General features: G+C 63.1%; 19 protein-coding genes. 11 read left to right on the top strand and 8 right to left on the bottom strand.

Annotation, left to right across the window (positions count from 1 at the left end):
• The 5 genes from bcrB to HY852_RS26020 all read left to right on the top strand — a co-directional run.
• The coding region (gene bcrB, locus HY852_RS26000; RefSeq protein WP_291607791.1) for a benzoyl-CoA reductase subunit B at positions 1-879 on the top strand (879 nt) is incomplete at its 5' end.
• Between the two features lie 12 nt (positions 880-891).
• A complete protein-coding gene (gene bcrA / locus HY852_RS26005; RefSeq protein WP_291607792.1) occupies positions 892-2,205 on the top strand; it encodes a benzoyl-CoA reductase subunit A in 1,314 nt (437 codons plus the stop codon).
• An 11-nt stretch (positions 2,206-2,216) separates the two neighbouring features.
• A complete protein-coding gene (gene bcrD, locus HY852_RS26010; RefSeq protein WP_291607793.1) occupies positions 2,217-3,050 on the top strand; it encodes a benzoyl-CoA reductase subunit D in 834 nt (277 codons plus the stop codon).
• 19 nt (positions 3,051-3,069) lie between these two features.
• Positions 3,070-3,315 carry a YfhL family 4Fe-4S dicluster ferredoxin gene (locus HY852_RS26015; protein ID WP_291607794.1) on the top strand — a complete coding sequence of 82 codons (246 nt, stop codon included), beginning with the start codon at positions 3,070-3,072 and terminating at the stop codon, positions 3,313-3,315.
• A 33-nt stretch (positions 3,316-3,348) separates the two neighbouring features.
• Positions 3,349-4,923 carry a benzoate-CoA ligase family protein gene (locus tag HY852_RS26020; protein ID WP_291607795.1) on the top strand — a complete coding sequence of 525 codons (1,575 nt, stop codon included), beginning with the start codon at positions 3,349-3,351 and terminating at the stop codon, positions 4,921-4,923.
• Positions 4,924-5,089: 166 nt separating this feature from the next.
• On the opposite strand, the gene HY852_RS26025 is transcribed toward HY852_RS26020, so the two are convergent.
• The gene (locus HY852_RS26025; RefSeq protein WP_291607796.1) at positions 5,090-5,887 is read right to left on the bottom strand and encodes a class III extradiol ring-cleavage dioxygenase; all 798 of its coding nucleotides are present in this window, start codon (positions 5,885-5,887) and stop codon (positions 5,090-5,092) included.
• A gap of 167 nt (positions 5,888-6,054) precedes the next feature.
• Here HY852_RS26025 and HY852_RS26030 point away from each other — a divergent pair, with 167 nt between their 5' ends.
• The gene (locus HY852_RS26030; RefSeq protein ID WP_291607797.1) at positions 6,055-6,522 is read left to right on the top strand and encodes a MarR family winged helix-turn-helix transcriptional regulator; all 468 of its coding nucleotides are present in this window, start codon (positions 6,055-6,057) and stop codon (positions 6,520-6,522) included.
• A gap of 62 nt (positions 6,523-6,584) precedes the next feature.
• Here the strand turns inward: HY852_RS26030 and HY852_RS26035 are convergent, their stop codons facing one another.
• The 3 genes from HY852_RS26035 to HY852_RS26045 all read right to left on the bottom strand — a co-directional run bounded on the left by HY852_RS26035 (position 6,585) and on the right by HY852_RS26045 (position 10,518).
• Positions 6,585-7,631 carry a cupin domain-containing protein gene (locus tag HY852_RS26035; RefSeq protein WP_291607798.1) on the bottom strand — a complete coding sequence of 349 codons (1,047 nt, stop codon included), beginning with the start codon at positions 7,629-7,631 and terminating at the stop codon, positions 6,585-6,587.
• A gap of 76 nt (positions 7,632-7,707) precedes the next feature.
• Positions 7,708-8,907, bottom strand: a complete 1,200-nt coding sequence (locus tag HY852_RS26040) for a 3-hydroxybenzoate 6-monooxygenase (protein WP_291607799.1) — start codon at positions 8,905-8,907, stop codon at positions 7,708-7,710.
• A 390-nt stretch (positions 8,908-9,297) separates the two neighbouring features.
• Positions 9,298-10,518, bottom strand: a complete 1,221-nt coding sequence (locus tag HY852_RS26045; RefSeq protein WP_291607800.1) for an ABC transporter substrate-binding protein — start codon at positions 10,516-10,518, stop codon at positions 9,298-9,300.
• A gap of 249 nt (positions 10,519-10,767) precedes the next feature.
• Here HY852_RS26045 and HY852_RS26050 point away from each other — a divergent pair, with 249 nt between their 5' ends.
• From HY852_RS26050 to HY852_RS26060, 3 genes are all read left to right on the top strand, one after another.
• Complete coding sequence (locus tag HY852_RS26050; RefSeq protein WP_291607801.1) at positions 10,768-11,982, top strand: acyl-CoA dehydrogenase family protein; 1,215 nt, start codon at positions 10,768-10,770, stop codon at positions 11,980-11,982.
• Positions 11,983-11,995: 13 nt separating this feature from the next.
• Positions 11,996-12,763 (top strand): glucose 1-dehydrogenase, encoded by a 768-nt coding sequence (locus HY852_RS26055; protein WP_291607802.1) that lies wholly within the window; start codon positions 11,996-11,998, stop codon positions 12,761-12,763.
• A gap of 388 nt (positions 12,764-13,151) precedes the next feature.
• Positions 13,152-14,777: a long-chain fatty acid--CoA ligase gene (locus HY852_RS26060; RefSeq protein ID WP_291607803.1), complete on the top strand. Its 1,626-nt coding sequence runs from the start codon at positions 13,152-13,154 to the stop codon at positions 14,775-14,777.
• Positions 14,778-14,786: 9 nt separating this feature from the next.
• On the opposite strand, the gene HY852_RS26065 is transcribed toward HY852_RS26060, so the two are convergent.
• Positions 14,787-16,109: a hypothetical protein gene (locus tag HY852_RS26065; RefSeq protein ID WP_291607804.1), complete on the bottom strand. Its 1,323-nt coding sequence runs from the start codon at positions 16,107-16,109 to the stop codon at positions 14,787-14,789.
• Positions 16,110-16,119: 10 nt separating this feature from the next.
• Entirely contained in the window at positions 16,120-17,529 is a 1,410-nt protein-coding gene (locus tag HY852_RS26070) for an FAD-binding oxidoreductase (protein WP_291607806.1), read from the bottom strand.
• 651 nt (positions 17,530-18,180) lie between these two features.
• Between HY852_RS26070 and HY852_RS26075 the strand changes: the two genes are divergently transcribed.
• Positions 18,181-18,699, top strand: coding sequence for a PAS domain-containing protein (locus tag HY852_RS26075; RefSeq protein WP_291607807.1), 519 nt, complete (start codon positions 18,181-18,183; stop codon positions 18,697-18,699).
• Positions 18,674-20,386: a methyl-accepting chemotaxis protein gene (locus HY852_RS26080; RefSeq protein WP_291607808.1), complete on the top strand. Its 1,713-nt coding sequence runs from the start codon at positions 18,674-18,676 to the stop codon at positions 20,384-20,386. Before HY852_RS26075 ends, HY852_RS26080 begins: the two co-directional genes overlap by 26 nt.
• 61 nt (positions 20,387-20,447) lie before the next feature.
• On the opposite strand, the gene HY852_RS26085 is transcribed toward HY852_RS26080, so the two are convergent.
• Complete coding sequence (locus HY852_RS26085; protein ID WP_291607809.1) at positions 20,448-22,511, bottom strand: hydantoinase/oxoprolinase family protein; 2,064 nt, start codon at positions 22,509-22,511, stop codon at positions 20,448-20,450.
• Positions 22,508-24,178, bottom strand: a complete 1,671-nt coding sequence (locus tag HY852_RS26090; RefSeq protein WP_291607810.1) for a hydantoinase B/oxoprolinase family protein — start codon at positions 24,176-24,178, stop codon at positions 22,508-22,510. Before HY852_RS26090 ends, HY852_RS26085 begins: the two co-directional genes overlap by 4 nt.

Consider the following 24,178-nt stretch of genomic DNA (forward strand, 5'->3'; position numbering starts at 1 on the left):
CAATACGGCTGCGAGACCATCATGTTCCAGACGCCCTACATGGCGGACGGCAAGATCACCAGGGACATGATCAGCTACATGGTCAAGCAGCTCAGGCAGGACGTGATTCCGAAGCTGGAGCGGATCTCGGGCATCAAGTTCGATATCGACCGGCTGCGCGAATACCTGCGCAAGTCGGTCAAGGCCGAGGACGATCTGGTCTGGGTTCTGCAGAGCGCCAAGCACAAGCCGTCGCCCATCGACTCCTATTTCGGCGGCATCTATTACATCGGCCCGATCTTCGGCGCGTTCCGCGGCACCGACGACGCGATCGAATACTACCGCTTCCTGCGCGCCGAGGTCGAGCAGAGGATCGCCGACGGCAAGGGACCGGTGACGCCGGACGGCGACATGCCGAAAGAACGATATCGCCTCGTCGTCGAAGGCCCGCCGAATTACACCAATTTCCGCCAGTTCTGGAAGATGTTCTATGACGAAGGCGCGGTCGTCGTCGCCTCCAGCTACACCAAGGTCGGCGGCACCTACGACTTCGGTTTCCGGCACGATCCGGACAAGCCGCTCGAATCGCTCGCCGAGTATTGTCTCAACGTCTACACCAACCGCAATCTTCCGATGCGCGTCGACATGCTCGAGAACTACGTCAACGAGTACGAGGCCGACGGGCTTCTGATCAATTCGATCAAGAGCTGCAATTCGTTCTCCGCCGGACAGTTGCTCATCATGCGCGAGGTCGAAAAGCGTACCGGCAAGCCGGCGGCCTTCATCGAAACCGACCTCGTCGATCCCCGCTACTTTTCCGCAGCCAACGTCAAGAACCGCCTGGAGAGCTATTTCCAGATGGTCGAACAGAAACGTGCCGGCCTTCGCGGCGCCGCCTGAGAAGGAGACAACATGCGTACCTTTGTCGGCATTGATCTCGGCTCGACCACGACCAAGGCGGTCCTTCTCGACGACAACAGGGAGGTGATCGGCCGTGGCATCACCAACTCGCGCTCGAATTACGGCACGGCCGCGCGGGTGGCCTCAGAGGAAGCGCGCATCGACGCGCGCTTCACCCTGTTCCGGCGCGCGCTTCACGCCGCACATCGTGACGACGAGCACGGCAAGGACTTTCTCGCCGCGCTCGAACGCAATTTCCGGCTGATTCAGTTTCTCGAACAGCTCGACGACCTCGAGGAGACCTGCCGACAGCAGTTGAGAACGGAACGCTTTGCCTCGGTCGCCGACGCGCTGAAGGGCGCCTTGAACGAGGTGTTCCAGCGACTGCGCGACGAGGCGCCGATGCTTTACGCGCCGGGCGCAAAGCGCAAGTCCGATTTCTTTCGCGACATCGCCGGCTCGCGCTTCCATGTCCATGCCGAGACCATCGCGCGGGATGCCGGCGTATCGCACGACATCCTGCTCAACGCCTATGACAAATCGATCATCGAGGTCGAGAACCGGCCGCCCGGGGGCGACCTCAGCCACAAGTTCCGCCTCGCGATCGCGCGCATGCTGAAGACGGATCCGGAGCTTGCCGACCGCGAAACGGACATCGCCGAGACGATCGAGGATGTGCTCGAGATCCAGCTGGAAGAGACCTACCTTGTCGGCACCGGCTATGGCCGCGTGACGCTGCCGTTCTCCAAGGAACACATCCGCTCGGAAATCCTCTGCCACGGCCTTGGCGCACACATGATGTATCCGGCCACGCGCACGGTCCTCGACATCGGCGGCCAGGACACCAAGGGCATCCAGATCGACAGCAACGGCATCGTCGAGAAATTCCAGATGAACGACCGCTGCGCGGCCGGCTGCGGGCGCTATCTCGGCTATATCGCCGACGAAATGAACATGGGGCTGCACGAGCTCGGACCGTTGGCCATGCAGTCCAATCGCCCGGCGCGCATCAATTCCACCTGCACCGTGTTTGCCGGCGCCGAATTGCGCGACCGCCTTTCGCTCGGCGAGAAGCGTGAGGACATCCTGGCCGGACTGCATCGCGCGATCATCTTAAGGGCCATATCGATCATTTCGCGGTCGGGCGGCGTGACCGACCAGTTCACCTTCACCGGCGGCGTCGCCAAGAACGAGGCGGCGGTGCGCGAGTTGCGCAAGCTGATCAAGGAGAATTATGGCGAGGTGACCATCAACATCAACCCGGATTCCATCTACACGGGCGCCTTGGGCGCTTCCGAGTTCGCGCGCCGCGCGGTCATGCAATAGCGGAGGAAGTGATGCCGATTACCTCAGGGATCGACGTCGGGACCGGTGCGATCAAGGTCGTCCTGTTCAATGTCGAGGACGGCCGTGAGACTTGCATCGCAAAGAATGTCGAGCGCGTGCGGCAGCGCGATCCGCTGAAGCTCGCCAGCGACGCCTATGACGCCCTGCTGAAGCATGCAGGCCTCTCGCGCGCCGACGTCGCCTACTGCGCCACCACGGGCGAGGGCGAGTCGCTTGCCTTCCATACCGGGCACTTCTACTCGATGACGACCCACGCGCGCGGCGCGATCTACCTGCGTCCCGAAAGCCGCGCGGTACTCGATACCGGCGCACTGCACGGCCGCGCGATCCGCATGGACGAGCGCGGCAAGGTGGAGTCATACAAAATGACCAGCCAATGCGCCTCCGGCTCCGGCCAGTTCCTGGAGAACATCGCACGCTACCTCGGCATCGCACAGGACGAAATCGGATTGCTGTCGAAGAAGGCCGACGATCCGGAAAAGGTCTCTGGCATCTGCGCGGTGCTTGCGGAAACCGACGTCATCAACATGGTGTCGCGAGGCATTACTGCCCCGAACATTCTCCGCGGCATACACCAATCCATGGCGGATCGGCTGGCCAAGCTGCTCAAGACGATCGGTGCCGTCGAGGGCGTCATCCAGATGACCGGGGGACTAGCTCTGGACGCGGGCCTCGTGGACGCGATGAAGGAAGCCGCCGTGCGTGAAAAGGTGAAGGCTCCCGTCGAAACCCATCCGGACGCGATCTACGCGGGCGCGATCGGTGCGGCCCTTTGGGGGGCGTTCCGCCATAACAAGCTTGCCGGACTGGCAAGGGCTGCCTGAACGAGACGAGGACTATAACATGGCCCTGTTGATCAACGACGATTGCACGGCTTGCGATGCCTGCACACCGGCCTGCCCGAACGAGGCGATCTCCGCCGGCGATCCCAAATACTCGATCGACCCGATGCGGTGTACCGAGTGTGTCGGCGCGGAGGACGAACCGCAGTGCAAGCTCGTCTGTCCTGCAATGTGCATCGAGCCAAATCCCGACTGGGAAGAATCGCGGGACCAGCTGCAGCAAAAATACGAACAGCTCCATTCTTGAGACATCGGCGGAGCCTCGTCAGGGAGGAAAACCATGAACGACAGTACCGTTTCGCCCCCTCCCGAGAAGTTCAACATCGCCGATCACCTGCTCGGCGCCAACGGCGAGCGGCCCGATAAGCTCGCTTTCGTCGACGACGCCGGCTCCTTGACGTTTGCGCAACTGACTGACAAGGCGCGGCGCCTCGCGTCCGCACTCGGCGCCATCGGAATCAGACGCGAAGAACGGGTCCTCCTGCTCATGCAGGACGTCACCGACTGGCCGGTCGCGTTCCTGGGCGCAATCTACGCAGGCATCGTTCCCGTCGCCGTGAACACGCTGCAGACGGCGGATGACTACGCCTATATGCTCGAACATTCGCGCGCACAGGCCGTGCTGGTGAGCGGGGCGCTGCGCTCCACCTTGGGGGCCGCGCTGGCAATGAGCGACCATGAAGTGCGCAAGATCGTCGTCTCCCGCCCTACAGGAGCGCTGGACGGCCACGACATCGAATTGGACGCCTTCATCGGGACAAGCGCGCCGCTGGACAGGCCCGCCCCTACCCATGCCGATGACCCAGCGTTCTGGCTCTATTCATCCGGCTCGACCGGCCGCCCCAAAGGGGTCGTGCATTCCCAGGCCAATCCCTATTGGACCTCCGAGCTCTACGGCAGAAATGTTCTGCGGTTGCGCGAGGATGACGTCTGCTTTTCGGCAGCCAAGCTGTTCTTTGCCTATGGCCTCGGCAACGCCCTGACGTTTCCGATGGCGGTCGGGGCAACGACGCTGCTGATGGCGGAGCGTCCGACACCCGACGCCGTGTTCAAACGCTGGCTCGGCGGCGTGGCCGGCCTGAAGCCGACCGTCTTCTACGGAGCACCGACCGGCTATGCCGGCATGCTGGCTGCCCCGAACCTCCCGGCCCGGGGCCAGGTCGCGATGCGGCTCGCCTCATCGGCGGGGGAAGCCTTGCCGGCTGAGATCGGTCAACGTTTCAAACGGCATTTCGGCATCGATATCGTGGACGGCATCGGCTCGACGGAGATGCTCCATATCTTCCTTTCCAACCACCCCACCAAGGTACGATACGGCACGACCGGTTGGCCGGTCGTCGGCTATGAGATCGATCTGCGGGCTGAGAATGGCGGTCCGGTCCCGGACGGAGAGCCGGGCGATCTCTACATCCGCGGCCCATCGGCAGCGATGATGTATTGGGGCAATCGCACCAAGACGCAGGAGACCTTCCAGGGCGACTGGACCAAGAGCGGCGACAAGTACATCCGCAACGCGGACGGATCCCACACCTATGCCGGCCGGACCGACGACATGCTCAAGGTCAGCGGCATCTACGTCAGTCCTTTCGAGATCGAGGCGACGCTTGTTCAGCACCCGTCCGTTCTCGAAGCCGCCGTGATCGGGATTTCCGACGAGCAAGGCCTGACCAAGCCCAAAGCCTTCGTGGTGCTGCGGTCGGGAGAAAAGGCGACGGACTCGGACCTGAAGGCCTTCGTCAAGGACAGGCTGGCGCCGTACAAATACCCGCGCTTCGTCGCCTTTGTCGACGAGCTGCCCAAGACCGCAACCGGCAAGATCCAGCGCTTCAAGCTGCGCGAAGGACAGTTGGGCTGAGATTGCTACCTCGTCCCGCTTGCGCGAGACGTCGAATCGCATCGCAGATGCGATGTCTTGTTATTGCGAGCGAAGCGAAGCAATCCAGAATATCTCCGCGGCAATGGTCTGGATTGCTTCGTCGCTTCGCTCCTCGCAATGACGAGTTTGGGAGGGCGTTCAAGCTCTACGCACCGAACTGATACGACGCCATGGCGACATTCATGACGTGGTCGACAAACAGTCGGTGGCCCATGTCATCGCCCGCAGCACCTGCCGCCACCATGAGCGGAAGCAGGTGATCCTCCCGCGGATGGGCCAGGAGGGCGTCCGGGGCGCTGCGCCAGTTCACCAGCATCTCATTGCGCAGCCTGGGATCGGGCTGGCTTATGGCGTCGTTCAGATAGGCTTCGAACGCATACGAGACCGCAGTCGACTCATCGCGTCTGAAGCCTCGCATGTTGTGGTAGGTGAGACCGCTGCCGATGATCAGGATCGCCTCGTCCCTGAGCGGTGCGATCGCCTGACCCACCTTGATATGCTCGGCGGCATCGTAGCTCGACTTGAGCGAAAGCAGGACGATCGGAACGTCTGCGTCGGGATACATCAATCCCACTGGAACGAACGTACCGTGGTCGAATCCTCGATCGGCATCTTGGTCGCACTTGATGCCTGCGCTCACCAGCCGCCCCTTCACCTTGGCTGCCAGACCTGGCGAACCCGGCGCTGGATACTGGATGTGATAGGTGTGCTCGGGAAAGCCAAAATAGTCATACACCATGGGCGGATGCGCGGATGTCGAAACGGTGAAGTCGGGCGCCTCCCAATGGCCGGTGATCACGAGGATCGCCTCGGGCCTGGCAGGAAGCCGTTGCGGCAGCAGGCTGAACTCCCTCGCAGTCTTAGCGTACTGTTCCTTGGTGCCGTCTATGAACGGCCACGGTCCGCCGCCGTGAGAAACGAAGAACGTCGGAAATCTCGTCATTGGCAGCGCCTCGATTGCTGATTCCTTTGTGCCACGCGTGTCTGCCGCATGGGCGGGGCCTTCCGATTTCGTCACGATTGACGGCATGCCTGAGAAGGATACTCTCACGAGAGATAGTAAGCCGACTTACTTTCAGCAAGCGATCAATCAATCGCACGAGGCGGACTATGTCGATGGACGATCTTTATGCCAAGCCCGGCCATCTCATCCGTCGTGCCCAGCAGATCATCGTCGGCATGTTCATGGAGGAATGTGCCACATTCGACATCACACCGGTTCAGTATGCGTGCCTGATCGCTGCACGAGAGAATCCGGGGCTCGATGCGACACGGCTTTCCTATTTGATCGCCTTCGACCGATCCACGCTGGGCAAGGTGCTGGACCGCCTCGAGGCCAAAGAATTGATTCGACGCTCGGGCACCGCTCATGACCGGCGCGTGAAGACCGTCGAACTGACGAAAGAAGGAGCTCGCCTGCTTGCCGCCGTCGAGCCGGCGGTCCAGAGGGCTCAGCAAAGATTCCTCGGGCGATTGCCTGCAGACGAGCAGCGCAGGTTCATGACCACGCTCACACGCCTGGTGGAGCTGAACAACGAGTATTCACGCGCGCCGCTCCGCGTTGTTACCGGCGATTGAGGAAAGGGCTACGGCCCGGCATGCCTAAACGTCGATCCGAAATCTGCCGGACCTTCATACGATCAAGCTTCGAGCTCCTCGTAGAATCCGAGCTTGCTCTGCATCGGCGCATCGTCGACCTGGAACAGAAAAGCAGGTTTCGAAGACGAGCGGTTCGAGATCGCAACGCGCGCATGGGTTGGAATCGCCATCGTGTCCTGACCGCCCCAGGCCAGCTCGGCGTTGTCGATCCTGGCCTCGCCCTCCCCTTCGACCACGTGCAGCACGGCGGAAGCAGACCGCCGGACCGGCTTTATCGTCTCGCCCGGACGCAACATGATCGCGGAGAAGCCGAGAATCGGCAGGCATTCGGCACCGGTCTCGGGATTGACATAGGCGAGTTGCACGATTTCGCCTCCGTCCGTCACCGTCGCCAGATCGCAAAGCGCGGCGCGCGTGTCCTCCCACGGGAAACGGCGCAGTGGATAGGCAGCACGCGGCGCCCGCAGCGACGCGTAGGGAATAAGCCCCGAGCGGCGGTACCGGTTCTGCGAGGCGTCGGGCCGGTTGCGTACCGTTTGCGGCTCCCCCTCGAGGCAATAGGACGCTTCGAGCCCATAGACTACCGGCAGGTCGAGCGCGTCCAACCACACCACGGGACCCGAGCCTTCGTGACCATGCTCATGCCACAGCCCGGACGGCGTGAGGATCAGGTCACCCCTCTTCATCGGCAGCTTCTCGCCTTCGACGACCGTGAAGCCACCCTCCCCCTCGACGACAAAGCGTATCGCGCTCGGGGTGTGCCAGTGGTTCGGAGCCGTTTCGCGCGGCAGGATCAACTGCATCCCGATATAGATGGACGGCGTCGCCTGCATGTTCTCGAGGCCCAAGCCGGGATTGGCCAGCACGAGAACGCGACGCTCGGCCTTCTCGATCGGCGTCAACTCGCCGGCGCGCAGCAGCCGCGGCCGGATGTCGGCGTAGCGCCAGACCATCGGTTTTGTCCGGCGCGAGGGAATGTCGTACGGGAGCGCCGCACGAAGGCTTGGCCACAGCGGGACGAGATTGTTCGCGGTCAAGTCGTTCCGATAGTCCAGAGGAAGTTCTTCGAGGGTTCCGAGCTGTGCCATCTCGCATTTCCTTCTAAGATGTTGGGCCGTTACGAATGACGTGGAAGGAGCCCCGGCTCAATCCCGTCCGCGCGGGTCAATCGGCGAGGCAGTTGCCGACATTCCAGCCGTAAAGCCATTCGAGCGCGTCGTAGAAGCGTTCGGGCGTCCGTCCCTTCCAAAGCGAATTGCGAATGAGCCGCTCAACGCCCTTGGCGTGATAAATCCGCCCCATTTCGCGCCCCGACAGAACGATCCGCGCGGTCCTGGTGACGCGTGAACGCTGGTACAGTTCGTAGGCCGCCGTAATATCGTTGTTGTTCACGCGCAACGCCTCGCCCAGCGTGACGGCGTCCTCCAGCGCCATGCAGGCGCCCTGTGCCATGTATTGGGTAGTCGGATGAGCCGCGTCACCGAGCAGCGTCGCGCGGCCGAACGTCCATTGCATGATCGGCTCGCGGTCGGCCGTGGCCCAGCGCTTCCAGCTCTTTGGAAGATCGATCAACTGCCGCGCCTTGGGGCAGACTTCCTGGAAATAGCTTTGCACCTCCTCCTTGCTGCCATCCGTCACGCTCCACTCCTCCTTGTTGCGGCTGTGGAACGTGACGACCACGTTGTATTGCTCACCGCCGCGCAAGGGGTAGTGAACGAGATGGCAATTGGGGCCGACCCAGATGCTGGCGGCGTTCCATTGCAGCTCCCTGGGAAAATCCTTCTTGTCCACGACCGCGCGATAGACCACGTGATTGGTGATGCGCGGCGGATCCCCGACATACTGCGCGCGCACCACGGATCTGCCGCCGTCGGCCGCAAGGAGCGCGACACCCCGGTGCGCCACCCCGTGCTGATCGAACACGGTCACGCTCGCCTCATCCTGCTCGACGCGCTCGATGCGGGTCGAGGTCAAGAATTCGATACGGCCGGTCTGCTGCGCTCCCTCGAGGAGAGAGGTGTGGATGTCGACCCGATGAATCACGGCATAAGGATTGCCGAACCGCTTGCGAAACGCTTCACCGGTCGGGATGCGGCCGACGAGGGTTTCGTCGATCGCGTCGTGCATCACCAGCTCGTCGGTATAGACCGCTCGCCCGCGCGCCCTTTCGCCGACCCCAAGCGCATCAAGGGCATGAAAGGCGTTCGGACCGAGCTGGATGCCGGCACCGATCTCGCCGATTTCGGGAGACTGCTCCAGAACCCTGACGTGGAATCCCTGGCGCACGAGGGCTAGCGCCGCGGCCAGCCCGCCGATGCCGCCACCGCCTACGAGAAAGGGAAGCGAAGATTTTTGTGCGCTCATGTTTCCTCCTTGACCGGATTGAGCCGCGTGACGGCTCAAACTCCCCAGGGCAGGCTTCGCAAGGCATGACCTTGCCCCGGCGCCCCGCGTCGATTGGCTCAGTCTCCGCTGGCTCAACTTCGCGATCCAATATCGTGAGTATGCTTATTATCCGCACACTGTCAATATTGCTCGCAGCGGACGCGATCAGCGCCGGCCCGCCGCCTTTGGAGCAAGATGACCTTGTCGAGCCGCTGTTCCCGCAAATTCGGTTACCTCTCCCCATTGGGGAGAGGGCGATTTTGCGCAGCAAATCGGATGAGGGAGCTCAGGTCCCACGGGAGAGCGCGCCCCTCACCCGGCGCTCCGCGCCGACCTCTCCCTGGAATCGAAAAGGTCGGCTGATCACACCTACAGATTGGCGCCCTCTATGACCGGGCCGAACCGCTTCCAGCCGGTTCCCTCCCAGCGCTGCAGCTGCACCTGTCGCAGCGGATGGTGGTTGGTCGGGCTGGTGTTGACCTTAATCCCCGGCAGCAGCGTCGGGACCTCGAGGTCCTTCAGGTTCTCGGCCTGCCGCATGATGTTCTCACGCGTAAGATTTCCGTCGCATTGCTTGAAGATCTGCATCAGGACAAGCGCGACGGTGTAGGCATAGATGCAATACATGTCCTTCGGATTACCCTCGGGGAAGTATTTCTGCATGAAGGCAAGATAGTCGCCGACTCCCTTGTCGTTCGCCCATTCCGGATCGCTGGGATCCTTCACGTAGGCCGACGAGGTCACACCGACGGCGCGCTCGGGACCTGCCGGGTTGATCGCGCCGGTAATCGAAGCCGCGCCGCTGGCAATGAAGTGCAGAGCCTTCCACTGGAGTTCGTAGGCTTTTCGGATCGATTGCGCAGCGAATTTCGCGGTCGTGCCCGAAAGAAGCACGTCCGCATCCGTCGTCTTCAGGGACACGATCTGCGAGTCGATGGTTGGATCGGCCACCTCGTGCGAGACCGCCTTGGCGCGTGCGTCGAATTCCGCGCCGAGCACGTCGCGCACGCCGGCGAGGTAATCCTTTCCGAGATCGTCGTTCTGATAGAGGATGGCGAAACGCGCCTTGGGATTCTTCTGCAGGGCGTACTTCGTGTAGACCTGCGACTCGGTGCGAGCCGACGGGGCGAACCCCATCGTCCACGGGTATTTCTTGTGGTCGCCCCATTTGTCGCCGTTCACCGACAGAAAGAGGTGCGGGATTTTCTTCTGGTTGATGTAGGTGACCGCGGCCGAATTCGGCGCCGTGCCCAGCATGTTGAAGAGGAAGGCGACTTCGTCGCTTTCAACCAGGCGCCGCACCTGTTCGACCGTCTTCGGCGGCTGAAAGCCGTCGTCGTAATAGATGTATTTGATTTGACGCCCGGCGACACCACCCTTCTCGTTGATCATCTTGAAGAAGGCTTCCTGCGTGCGGGCCTGAATGCCGAGCGCGGAAACAGGCCCCGACAGGGATGTCGTCGAACCGATCTTGATCTCCGTCGCGGTGATGCCAGTGGTCTCGTCCGCGCGTGCGAAGCTTGAAGTCAGCGACGTTAGTCCCACTGCGAGCGAGCTCTTGAGTAGCACGCGTCGGTTCAAATCAGACATTCTCTCCTCCCAGGTAGATCCATTCGACAGCAACACCAGTGTAGGAGGAAAACGCGCTGGCGTTGCCTCCTAAACGTTGCGAATGCCAGCAACTCAACACAAGACGCCATGGCTGATCTCCGCTCACCTAGGAAGTTGCCAAGCAGAGGCTCCGAAAATCGGGACCGGCATATGCACTGCCGCGCCAAACAGTCAATGCGCCTGGGCGGCGGCGTGCATGGCGAACCGACGGCATGAGCAGGAGAGGCCATGGATTTCCAGCATTCCGAGCGTTCCATTGCCTTGCAGGAACGCGTACGCCAGTTCATGCGGCAGCATGTGGAACCGGTCGAGGACCTGTACTACGAACAGGTGAAGCCCGAAGCGCAGCGTTACCGGACACCGCCGGTGCTGCAGAATCTAAAGCGCCTGGCGCGCGAACAGGGGCTTTGGAATTTGTTCCTGTCCGGCCCGCACGGCAGCGGCCTCACCAACCTCGAATATGCCCCGGTCAAGGAGATCATGGGTCGCGTGCTGTGGGCGCCAGAGGTCTTCAACTGCTCGGCGCCCGACGTCGGAAACATGGAGGTGCTTGCCCAGTACGGCACGCCGGAACAGCAGGAGCGCTGGCTTCGTCCACTGCTGGAAGGGACCATCCGCTCCGGCTTCTCGATGACTGAACCGGCGGTTGCCTCCAGCGACGCGACCAACATCCAGTGCGACATCAGGCGCGACGGCGACCATTACGTCATCAACGGTCGCAAATGGTTCACCTCCGGCGCGATGAACGAGGATTGCGAGATCCTGATCGTGATGGGCAAGACCGCACCCGATCATCCCGACCGCCACCGCCAGCAATCGATGATACTGGTGCCGAAGGACACGCCGGGCGTGCGGATCGTGCGCGACATGCTGACCTTCGGCTACGACGATGCGCCGGTCGGCCACCCCGAGATCGACTATGAGAATGTTCGTGTCCCTGCTTCCAACATCCTGCTCGGCGAAGGCCGCGGTTTCGAGATCGCACAGGGACGTCTTGGCCCAGGTCGCATTCACCATTGCATGCGTCTGATCGGCTGCGCCCAGCGCGCACTGGAATTGATGTGCGAGCGCGCCGTCAAGCGCGTTGCCTTCGGCAAGCCGCTGGCGGAACAGGGCTCCGTGCGGGAAGACATTGCGCACTCCTTCTGCGAGATCGCGCAGGCGCGGCTGTTGACGCTGCAGGCGGCCGACAAGATGGACCGCGAAGGCAACAAGGCCGCACGCGACCTCATCGCCGCCGCCAAGATCGTGGTGCCGAGCATGGCCGCCCGCGTCATCGACCGTGCGATCCAGGTCCATGGCGCTGCCGGCCTGTCGCAGGACACCTTCCTGCCGCGAGCCTATGTCTATGCGCGCTTCATCCGCATCGGCGATGGGCCCGATCAGGTGCACCTGGCAGCGATCGGCAAGGACTTGCTCAAGCGCGGTGGCATAACCTCATGACTGAGGCATGCACATGAGCAAGAATTGTCCTTTCGATCTCGCCGGCAAGGTTGCGCTCGTCACCGGCTCCTCGCGCGGCATCGGGGCGGCCACCGCTCGCGTGCTGGCGGAAGCCGGCGCGCATGTTGTGGTCTCGAGCCGCAAGCAAGAGGAATGCGAGCACCTCGCCGAGGCGCTGCGCAAGGAAGGCCTGAGCGCAGAAGCCTACGTCTGCCACATCGGCAGGATGGACGACATTGTCGGGATCGCTGCGCATCTGAAGGACACGCATGGCGGGCTTGATATCCTGGTCAACAATGCGGTGCTCAGCCCGTGGCGTGCGATCGAGGACATTGATCCGGGCCTGTTCGCCAAGACGGTCGACGTCAACCTGCGCGGCTACTGGTTCATGTCCAGCGAAGCGGTCAAACTGATGAAGCCGCGCGGCGGCGGCAGCATCGTCAACATCTCATCGGTCTCGGCGCTGCACCCGGAAAGGATGCTCGGGCTGTACGGCACGCTGAAGACGGCCTTGATCGGCATGAGCCGCGCCTTCGCGCTGGAGTACGGATCGTTCGGCATCCGGGCAAATACCATCCTGCCCGGAGTGATCGACACGGGCCTCGCCAGCGTGTTCGATGGCGAAGTGCGCGACCGTATCCTTCAGAAGACGCCGGTTCAGCGGGTCGGCAGACCCGAGGAGATCGGCTACGCGGTGCTCTATCTGAGCTCGCCCGCCGGTGCATTCGTCACGGGCGCAAGCCTGGTCGTCGATGGCGGGCTGTCGATTTCCTCGATGTAGGGACGTACTTCTGAGGTGACCGCTTTATCTCATCATCCTGAGGAGCTTGCGAAGCAAGCGTCTCGAAGGATGAAGGCCCGGGTCCGGGCCTCATGGTTCGAGACGGCGCTAACGCGCCTCCTCACCTTGAGGGTTAGGTCGCCGATCTGAAAGATTCACACCTTCTGGGACGCCTGCACAGGCATCACATGTGGAAGCCCGCAGGCGAAGCCGGTAAGATCATGCTGCCAGAGCGAGAAGCGAGCAGCGAAAAGACGCAAGATGGCGAACAGCCTGTCGCGAGAATGTGAGCGACTCGGCGCGGGGAGCGCGGGAGACGATCTTGCGCCAGTAGAGCGACAGCTTCGCCAACAAAGACACCACGCAACGACGTGGCCTGGAGGAAACGATGCAGGGTTTGATGATGGATATGCCGCTCCTGATCAGCGGCCTGATCCAGTATGCCGCGGACTATCATGGCGAGGCGGAGGTCGTCGCGCGCGAGATCGAGGGCGACATCCATCGTTACACCTATGCGGAGGCCCATCCGCGCATCAAGCGAATGGCGCTTGCGTTGAAACGGCTGGGCATGAAGCAAGGCGATCGCGTCGGCACCCTCGCCTGGAACACGCACCGCCACTGGGAAATGTTCTATGCGGCGCCCGGCATGGGCTACGTCCTGCACACCATCAACCCGCGCCTTTTTCCCGAACAGCTGGTTTACATCATCAACCACGCGGAAGACCGGCTCCTGTTCATCGATCGCGGCACGCTGCCGCTGGTCGAGGCGATCGCACCCAAGTTGACGACGGTCGAGGCCTACGTGGTCATGTCCTCGCGCGAGCGCATGCCGGAGACCAAGCTCGCAAAGGTGTACTGTTATGAGGACCTTCTCGCCGCCGAGAACGACGCCGGATTTGCCTGGCCGATCTTCGACGAGAAATCGGCCTCGACGATCTGCTACACCTCGGGCACGACCGGCAATCCGAAGGGCGTCGTCTATTCGCATCGCGCCGCGCTGTTGCAGACCATGGTCTGCTCCGGCTTTGATTTCCTGCCCGGTCACCTCGAGGGCGTGCGCGAGGTGATGATGCCGATGGCGCCGCTGTTCCACGGCAACGGCTGGAATATGCCGTTCACCGCGCCCTATACCGGTTCGAAGCTCGTGCTGCCCGGCCGCAACTACGAGCCGGACAAGCTCTACGAACTGCTCGAAGGCGAGAGGGTGACGATTTCGGCCGGCGTGCCAAGCTTCTGGCTGATCCTGCTCGACTGGCTGGGACGCTCCGGCAAGAAATTCACCACGCTGCGCGCGACACTGTCGTCGGGCTCGGCGCCCGCGCGATCGATGGTCGAGAGGCTCAAGCGCGAGTACAACATCGACTACATCCAGGCCTGGGGCATGACGGAAGCACTGGGATGTTCGATGCCGAGCCTGCGCCCGGGCTCCACCAACCTCAGCGACAAGGAAAAGCTCGACCGGCGCATGGTGTCGGGCCGCGCCTGCTTCGGCACCGCGCTGCGCATCGTCGACGACGGGGGCAAGGAGCTGCCGCGCGACGGCAAGACCGTCGGCCATCTGCGGGCGCGGGGCGCGTGGGTCGCATCCGGCTACATGAAGCTGAACGAGGGGCTCGATCGCGACGGCTGGCTGATCACCGGCGACATGGCCGTGATCGATCCGCTCGGCCATGTCACGCTGACCGACCGCTCGAAGGACGTGATCAAGTCCGGCGGCGAGTGGATTTCCTCGATTCAGCTCGAGGATGTCGCGCTCTCCCACCCCGACGTCCTGCAGGCGGCCGTCATCGCGATCTCGCACGAGAAATGGCAGGAGCGGCCGCTGCTGCTGGTGGTGCGGAAGAAAGGCGCGACGCTGGATGCCAAGACGCTGCTCGATCACATGCGCCCGAAGATCGCGAGCTGGTGGATGCCGGACGCGGTCGAATTCCTGGACGAATTCCCGATGACCGGCACCGGCAAGGTGCAGAAGATGGCGCTGCGCGACAAATTCAAGGACTACACGGTTTCGTAGCGCCTGCGGTCACGCGCCTTTCTCCTTCGGCGGCGTCAGGCCGATCTCGCGAAACAGCGCGGGATCGATGTTCTCGCGTACGCAGCTCTTCTTGTAGGCAAAGACGCGGCAGGGCATGCCGGGCTTGAGCTGCGCGTGGCCGTCGATCACGAAGAACAGCGGGGTCTTCGGCGACAGCGCGTCCTGCAATTGCGCGCGGTTCGATGCCGCGCAATGCGTGCAATAGGCCGGCGCGTCGGCCCGGTTGAAATTGATGTCGTGCGCGTTCGGCATGATCGGCGAAAGCGGTTCGCCGTAATGGAACATGTCGCGCCACATCTGGCCGCGGAACAGCCGGCCGCCCGAGCCGCAGGGATCGAGCCGGAATACGAAGCGGTCGTCTTCCTCCGATAGCGTGAAATCGGCACAATGGTAGTTCCACGTGCGTGCGATCTCGCGCACGAGTTCGTCGTCGCTCATCGCCGCATAACGCGGAAAGCCCGCATTGAATGCCGGGGCATAGGTCTGCTCCAGGACTTCCTGCAGATAGTCGGGGCCGCCCTTCTCCAGCGCAACGCCGTAGAAATATTCAAGCATGACCAGCCCGAAATCGTGCCACGGCTTCCAGTCCTTGCGCTGGCCCTGCAACAGACCTTCGATGTCGGTTTCACCCTGCTCCAGCTTTTCGCGCGCCCGCTCGACACGGGTCTTGACGATGGTTTCGCGCTCATCCGCTTTGAACAATTCCTGTCCCCGCGTCTGGCGCTTGCTGAACGTCAACCTGCATGCGCCATTCGGGCCCTTTTCGGTTGTCCAGACATCGGCACCGACGGATCCGTTCAGCGCCCCCTGGCAGGCCTTGCAGATCTGGCAGAACGAACTCACGCCATCGCTCCAGCCGCCGTACCAGTCGGGGTGTTTCTGCGGCAGACCCTGCCGCTCGAGCTTGCCGCCGCTGCCGCAGGGGGCAAGATCGAGCACGACCTTGTCGTCGTCTTCCGCAAGCGGCGCCAGCTTCGCGCCGGTCTGTTCGCGAAAGACGGCAACCAGATCGGCGATCGCGCCGCGCTCATCACCTTCGAGGTACTGCCGCGCCCAGGTGCGCATGAGCTGCGCGCCGATCCGCTTGAGCTGCTTCAGCGCTTCTTCCTCGCCGAAATCGCGGCGCAGCTTGGCGGCCTTGCGCGCGAGCGTGTGGCCCGACAGCGCATCTAACCCGGCCGGTCCGTTCTTCATCTCGGCCAGCAGTTCCTTGACGCGCTCAAGGTCGCCGCGCCGAAGCGCTTCGATGGCATGATCCTCGAAGGGTTTTGCGATCCCGTCGAGCTGCTCGTCGGTGTAGAGGCGGGACATGGCAAGACTCCTAAACTACCTTGCCCGGATTGAGCACGCCGTCCGGGTCGAGCGAGGACTTGAGCCGGCGCATCAGGGCCAGCACCGGGGCGGGCAGCCGGGCATGAAGGGCATCGCGCTTTTGCAGGCCGATGCCGTGCTCGGCGGAGATCGACCCGCGCCGCGCCGTGACGCCTCGGTAGACGCAATCGGCGATGCGCTTTGCCTGCGCTTCGGTCTCGGGTCCGAGCGTTACTGCGACATGGAGGTTGTTGTCGGCAACGTGCCCGAACACGACCACGCGCGCCTGCGGCCACTCCTGCGCCACGGCCGCGCGCAGCTCCGCGACATAGGCCGCCATGGTGGCGATCGGGACGCTGACGTCGAAGCCGACCGCCCCACCCAGCACGCGTGCCAGCCTCGGGATGTCGTTGCGGATGGCCCAGAACGCCTGGCGCTCGCTTTCCGACTGCGCCACCGTGGCGTCGCGGATGATGTCTCCTTCCAGCATGGACTCAAGCACCTCGACAAAGCGCTTGTGATCGCCCTCCGGATCGCCGCCCTCGGCTTCGACCAGGAGATAGGCTTCGCAGCGCGTCCCGAGCGGCCTCCGGTGCGGCGCATCCGCTCCATCGGTCATCAGTTCGATGAATTCCGGCCACATCAGTTCGCAGGCGGAGAGCGTGCCGCCCAGCCCCCGCTCCAGAGACGCGAGCGCCCGTGGCAGATGGTCGAGATCGATGCCGAGCATCGCGCAATGATGACCGGCAAAAGCCGGCCGCAGGCGCAACGCCGCACGGGTGACGATACCGAGGGTCCCTTCGCTGCCGATAAAGAGCTGCTTGAGATCGTAGCCGGCGTTGTTCTTCAGCACCTCCGCCATGAGGTCGAGAACTTCGCCGCCCGCCGTCACCACCTCGAGCCCAAGCACCTGCTCGCGCATCATGCCGAAGCGCAGCACGCGCTCGCCGCCGGCATTGGTGCTGATCATCCCGCCGACGGTCGCCGAGCCGCGCCCACCGAGATCGGCGGCAAAGAGCAGACCGCGTTCTGCGGCAGCCTCTTGCAGGGTTTGCAGCACGACCCCGGCCTCGACCACGGCGACGCGCGAATCCTGCTCGATGCGCTCGATCCGGCGCATACGCTCCAGGGACAGGTACCATTCTCGTCCCGTGGCCGATCGCAGCGCATCGACGAGGCCGGTTGCGCCACCGACGGGAATGATCGATTTCCCCGCCTCGCGGGCGAGCCGGATTACGAGCGCGACCTCCGCGGTGTTGCCAGGGCGGATCAGCGGGAGCGGGGCGAAGGTGTCGCCTCGCAGGTTCAACGCCCGCGTCGCCGTCTCGGCAGCCGGCACCACCGCGGCCGGCCCGCAGCGTTCCACGATACGGGCGAGCACGGCATCGTCGCCCGTTCCAGCCTCCAAAGTCGTATTCATCCAGTGGTTCTCGTTTTCCTCCCCGCCCGGCCCTTCTATCGCGTTTTCGCCGGATCAATCTTCTGATCGCCCCTCAATTAAGGGGCGCCGGTCCGCTGCGAAACAAACCTGCGACGGACGGTGATTTCGGCCATTCAGGCGGATCATTGTTATGCTTGGACCAAATCTTGTGCCGACGAGGGCCAATCGTCAACGATGAAGGACGGGATTTGGACGCTACAACCGCGTCTGAAGCCCAGCACATCACGATCGGATCGAGCCGCGATCGGCCGACAAGCAGACTTTCCGGCGCGCCCCGCTGCTCCGCCAAGCGGAATGGGCTCACATGCCGCCGGTACTCGCCCTGAGCTCTTTTTCGAGCCGGACGGGATTCGTTCCGGCTTGTTGCTGGCGCTGAGGAACTCATCCTCGGACAAGTCTTCTGTATGGTCTTACCGCAAACCGCGCACTCAACCATACGTTTTCTTCAAGTCATAACGCACGTTTTATGAATTTGTTAGGCCGCCGCATCTAGCCTGATGACAAGGGGTATCACTATCGAAAGCAACGATTCGTATGCCAGCTCCTCGGACACATGGTTCGAGAGCATGACTCCGCTGTTCCCAGTCGCTGCCCCTCACGGCGTTGCAGACCGCATTGTGGAGGTTAGACATGAAGCTCCCATTCCTGACCGGCGTCGAGCGCCGCTTCGGAGACGACGAGTTCGTGGTCAGCAAGACGGACCTGAAGGGTCGGATCACCTACGGCAATGACGTCTTCATGCGGGTCGCCGGCTACAGCGAGCGAGAGCTGATCGGCAAACCCCACTCGATCATCCGGCATCCGGCCATGCCCCGCTGCGTGTTCAAGTTGATGTGGGATACGATCCAAAAGCACAGCGAGGCTTTCTTCTACCTGCTCAATCGCGCCAAGAACGGCGACCATTACTGGGTCTTCGCCCATGTAACGCCGGAGTACGACGGGACTCGAAATCTGATCGGCTTTCATTCGAGCCGCCGCGCCGCCGAAAAGCGGGCGTTATCGATCATCGGGCCGATCTACGGGACGTTGTTTGCCGAAGAAGACCGTCACGCGAACTGCAAGGAGGGTCTTGAGGCCTCGATGGAAATGTTGTGCGGGATGATTGACAAACGCGGAGGCGATTATGCTCGGTTTGTCCTGGGTTTATGACAGGCTCAATCTTTCATCCCTGCAGCGCGCGTCGCTGGCCACTCTCCTCAGTGCTTGCGGCTCCGGTGCAGCCGCCTTCCTGGCCATCCGGGGCGGCGACACCACGGTTGCGGTGCTCGCAGCGATCGGCTGTGGTGCCGCGGCGCTTGCCTGGGTGAGGCTTCGCGGAACCAGCGCGAGCGTCAAGAAGGCGTCCACGGCAATATCGGCGGCGGCCAATGGAAACCTGCGGGATCGCGTGAAGAATATCCGCGGCCGCGGCGACATCGGCGCCCTCCTCAACGACATCAATCGGATGCTCGATCAGGTGGAGTCCTTCGGCAAGGAGGTCGAGGCGGTGATGGCCGCCGCTGCGGACAAGCGCTTCTACCGGAAGGTTCAGCTCAAGGGCTTTCGCGGCGACTTCGTCGCCTACGGCGAGGCCATCAACGTCACGTTGGCGCGCATGGAGGAGATCGATCAGCGCCTGGCGCTGTTCTCGGAAGACATGCTCAAGGAAGCCGTAACGATCGCGATGACCGTCAACGAAAGCAATATGGCCAACGCCCATATCGTATCCGGAATCCGCAAGGCGCGGGACGACTCCCAGGGCATGGCTTCGGCCACGGACGACATGGTCCTCGGCATGCAAAGCATCAACGAGAGCGCGAAGAGAACCGCCGAGTTGTCGGATCAGGCACAGCAGGTGACGGATCAGGGTCGTTCCGTGATGCAGTCGGCCATGCAGCATTTCGCCGGTCTCGGCCAGACGGTTGAATTGGCGGCAAAGCGGGCCGAGGAACTTTCCAAGGCATCTGAAGCAATCGGGGATATTCTCGCCTCGATCGAATCCATTGCGGCGCAAACCAATCTGCTCGCCCTTAACGCAACGATCGAAGCGGCCCGCGCCGGCGACGCAGGCAGGGGGTTCGCCGTGGTTGCCAGCGAGGTCAAGAGCCTAGCCGGACAGACCGCGAAATCGACGGTCGAAATCGGTGAATTGGTCGACAACCTGCGCCAGGAGATGTCCGGTATCGTCGACGCGATGCGCTCGGGCACGACTGCCCTGGCGGAGGTGCGTCAGGCGATGCAGGCGATGGAGGGAAGGATGGACGGGATCAGCGATCTCGTCAAGGAAACGAGCGACAACATGCGCGACGTGTCGAGCACGCTGGCTCGGCAGTCAACCGCCGCGCGCGAGATTTCCGGCGGCATCCAGAATGTCGCGACCCGCTCCGACAGCAATGCTTCGGCGATCGAAAAGAGCAAGGGAGCGCTCAGCCAGCTCGAAGGCGAAATGAACGGCTTGCTGAACGCGCTCGCGAGCCTCAACATTCCCAACAAGATACTGCTCGTTGCCAAGGCCGATCACATCGCCTGGAAGAAGAAGGTGACCGACCTGGTTATGGGCTTGGCCAAGCTCGATCCGGATACGCTCGCGAGCGATCGCACCTGCCGGCTCGGGAAATGGTACTTTGGCCCTGATGCAGCAGCATTCCGCGAGCTTCCCGCCTTCAAGGAGCTCGCCGTCCACCATCGCGTGGTTCATGAAAGCGGCGTGGCTGCGGCGCGGGCCTACAACGGCGGCGACGTTGACAAGGCTTTGGAGCTCCTGAACGTGCTCGAAACGGCCTCAACCGAGGTGATCCGCTGCCTCGATGACCTGCGTCGCGACGCCGAACGGGAGACGAAGGCCGCGGCAGCATAAACTGTCAGGTGTCTGGCCGGCCAAGGATTGGTTGCGGGCAGCGGGTGCGGTGAAGACTAATCTATTGCGTTCCTGCTGTCCTGAGCTGGATGTCGAGCCAACCCAGCGAGTTCACCTTGATGCGGTCGCCCCTGTTGATGACGACGGTCGTCGTTTCGGCTTCGACGATCGCAGGGCCCTCAAGAAAATGACCTGGGCGCAAATTCTCCAAGGCGTAGACCGGCACCTCGCGCCATTCGCCGAAGAATGCTTGCCGGGCTCCGACAGGAGCGCATGGCGAGGCCGGCGGGACCGACCCATCGCCCTTTTCAGCACGGGACACCGCACCGACGGCGGCGACGCGCGCATTGACGAACACCACCTCCTGGTCGGGCGACGAATAGGTGTAGAGCTCTTCGTGCCGACGATGAAACCGTCCTTCCACATCGGCGACCAGCGACGTCGAGCCAAGATCGATGTCGCTCAGCGGCACGTCGATCTCGAAGATCTGCTCCCCGTAACGCATCTCGGCGGAACGTTCGATCGCGATCGGCCCGTCGAACCACGAGCGGAGCCGATCGGCAGCCTGCCGTTCGAGGCTGGCGAAGATCTCACGCACATCGGACGCCGTCGTGCGCGCACCGGTCTCGAAATGCGTTCGGCTCACCTCGTACCGCAGGTCGCTCATCAGCATGCCCCACGCCGAAAGCACCGAGGCCTCGATCGGCACGATGATCCGGCCGATATCAAGTTCACGCGCCACCTCGGCAGAGTGCAATCCGGCGGCGCCGCCGAAACTCAAGAGCGCAAACCGCCGGGGATCGACGCCTCGCCGCAGGGTCATCATCCGGATGCCGTCCGCCATCTTCAGGTTGACCAGGCGATAGATTCCCGCAGCGGCCTCCGTCCGCGAAATGCCGAGTGACACGGCAACGCGATCGACAGCCGCCTCCGCCGCGCTCCGATCCAGCGGGCGGCGGCCGCCCATGAATGCCGCGGCATCGAGATAGCCAAGGATCACATTGGCATCGGTGACCGTCGCCGCCATGCCGCCGCTGCCGTAACAGGCCGGCCCCGGCATCGAGCCGGCGCTTTCGGGGCCGACGCGAAAGATGCCGCCGGAATTGACGCTCGCGATGGAGCCGCCGCCCGCCGCGATGCTGCCGATATCGAGGCTGCGCAGCGCGATGCGTTGGTCGGCCAGTCCCCCATCGGCGGACAGCGATGCTTGTCCATTGGCGATCAGCGAAATGTCGGTGCTGGTTCCCCCCATGTCGAACGGCACGAGATCGGGAATGCCGAGCATTTCAGCACAGCGCCGGGAGCCGGAGATGCCGCCCGCCGGACCGGACAGAACTGTCGCCGCGGCGAGCCTTGCCGCCTCCTCGACCGGGGCCATGCCGCCATGCGACAGAACGATGAACAGGCTGCCCCCAAAGCCGGCCTCCGCCAGGCGCCGCTCCAGGCCTTTCAGGTAATGACGGACCTTCGGCCCGACATAGGCATTCACGATCGTGGTCGAGACGCGTTCGTACTCCTTGATCTGCGGCAGCACATCGCTCGAGCGCGACACGTTCACGTCGGGAAGTTCGTGCGCCAGACGCTCGGCCGCCGTGATCTCATGCGCCGGGTTGCGGTAGGAGTGGAGAAAACAAATGGCAACCGAGGTGGCGCCCGAATTCCGGATTGCCGCGATGGCTTCGCCGAGCGAAGCTTCGTCGAGCGGCGTCAGAATCTCGCCATTCGGCCGCAGCCGTTCTCGCACGCCGAAGCGAAGCTCGCGGGGCACCAACGGCTCCAGGGGTGGTGAGCGCAAGTCGTACCGGTTGTTCTTGAGCCCCTCGCGCATTTCGATGACGTCGCGGTGCCCCTCCGTCGTCAGCAGGGCGACCTTGGCGCCCTTGCGCTCCAATAGTGCGTTGGTCGCAACCGTCGTGCCGTGAACAAGCCGTTGCGTCGCGGCCAGCATCTCGCTTCGCGAAAGGTCTAATCGCAGCGCGAGCTCGTCGAGCCCGGCCATGACGCCAATGGATTGATCCTGCGGTGTCGAGAGCGACTTCGCGAACACGGTGCGCCCGCTGGCGTCGATCGCGACCAGATCGGTGAAGGTGCCACCGACATCAACGCCGATCGTGAACCTTTTCACCGAACCACCCCTGCCGTTGCCTCAGGCGTCACGAGCCCTTGCGCGAGATCGCGACTGCGGGCCTCGGGCGATCGCTTTTCCGGGGGCCCCCATCCGCCTCCGCCGGCCGAGCGAACTTCGAGGCAGTCCCCAGGCCGAATCTCGATCCCGACCTCCTTGGTGCGCAACACACGCAGCGGCCGGCCGGCCGAGAGCAGTTGGTAATGGTGGGGTGCGCCATCCTTGCCTCCCAGCATTCCGCACGATCCGTGCCGCGCGCCGTCGCCGGCCGTGTTGCCAAGCGCGGGCTTCTCGATTTCGAACACGAGATCAAGCGCCACGCCGAGACCGCCGCGGAACTGACCGTCGCCTCCCGAATCCGGGCGGAATTCATGGTTGCGAAACAGCAGCGGGAAGCGCGCTTCGGCAACTTCGAGACTGCCGAACTTGAGACCGCCGACCGTGTGCCACTCGCCGATCGACGACCATCCGTCGCCGCCGGACGATGCGCCGCCGCCGGGGCGGGCCTGGAACATGTGCCATATGAAGGTGCGGCCGGTGCGCGGGTCTTCGCCCTGTACTGCGATACGGAAACGGCGACTCCAGCCGCCCATCACACGGTCCGGACAGGAGGCCGCAAGCGCCTTGATCACGGCTTCCACGATCTCGTTCGACGGATGGCTGGTGCACAGCGTGACGGGCCGCCCGGGGTCGGCCCACACGATAGTGCCCCGTTTTGCCTTCACGGTGAGGGGCCGCAACGCTCCCGCATTCTTGGGAATGTCGGCATCGATCAGATAGGCGAATGCCATCACGACGGCAGCATGCATGTTGGCGTGCGACGAATTGACGAAGCTCGTCGTTTGAGGATCCGAGTCCGACAGGTCGACTTCGATATTGCTGCCGGTCTTGGTGACCTTCGCCGCGATCTTGATATCGCTCCGACCATGGCCGTCGTCGTCGAGAAACGCCTCACCATGGAACACGCCGTCTTTCCAGGTCGACACGACCGCGCGCGTCTGCTGCTCGGCCGCGTCGAGAATGGATTCGATCGCCGCTTCGACGACAGGAGCGGAGAATTCGGCGAACAGCTTGGCCATCCGCCGCTCGCCCATGTGCGCCGCGCCGATCATCGCAGCGAGATCGCCGCGAAAATCATAGGGATCGCGCACATTCAGCGCCAGCATGTCGAGAATGTCGTCACGCAGCCGGCCCGCCTCGTACAGCTTGATGGGCGGAATGCGAAGTCCTTCCTGCCAGATTTCGGTAGCGCTCGGATTATAGGCGCCGTGCGTTGCGCCTCCGATGTCGCTCTGGTGAGCGCGCACCACGCTCCAGAACAGCCGTCGCCCGCCGTCGAAGATCGGTACGAATGCGGTCAGATCGGGCAGGTGGCTGCCGCCGTGATCGGGATCGTTCATCAGGATGACGTCGCCGGGCGCGACGTCCTTGAAGCGCGCCTCGACCGCACGCGTCGCCCACGGCAGCGCGCCGACGTGAACCGGAATGTGATCGGCCTGCGCGATCAACCGTGCCTGCACGTCGAAGAGCGCCAGCGAAAAGTCGCGGCTGGAGTTGAGAATCTGCGAATAGGACGTGCGAAGCATCGCTTCGCCCATTTCCGCAACGATCGAGCTCAGCCGATGCTGAACGACGGACCGCGTGATGGGATCGACTTTAAGGGACAT

Origin of the sequence: Bradyrhizobium sp. (assembly GCF_016213215.1) — a bacterium.
GTDB lineage: Bacteria > Pseudomonadota > Alphaproteobacteria > Rhizobiales > Xanthobacteraceae > Bradyrhizobium.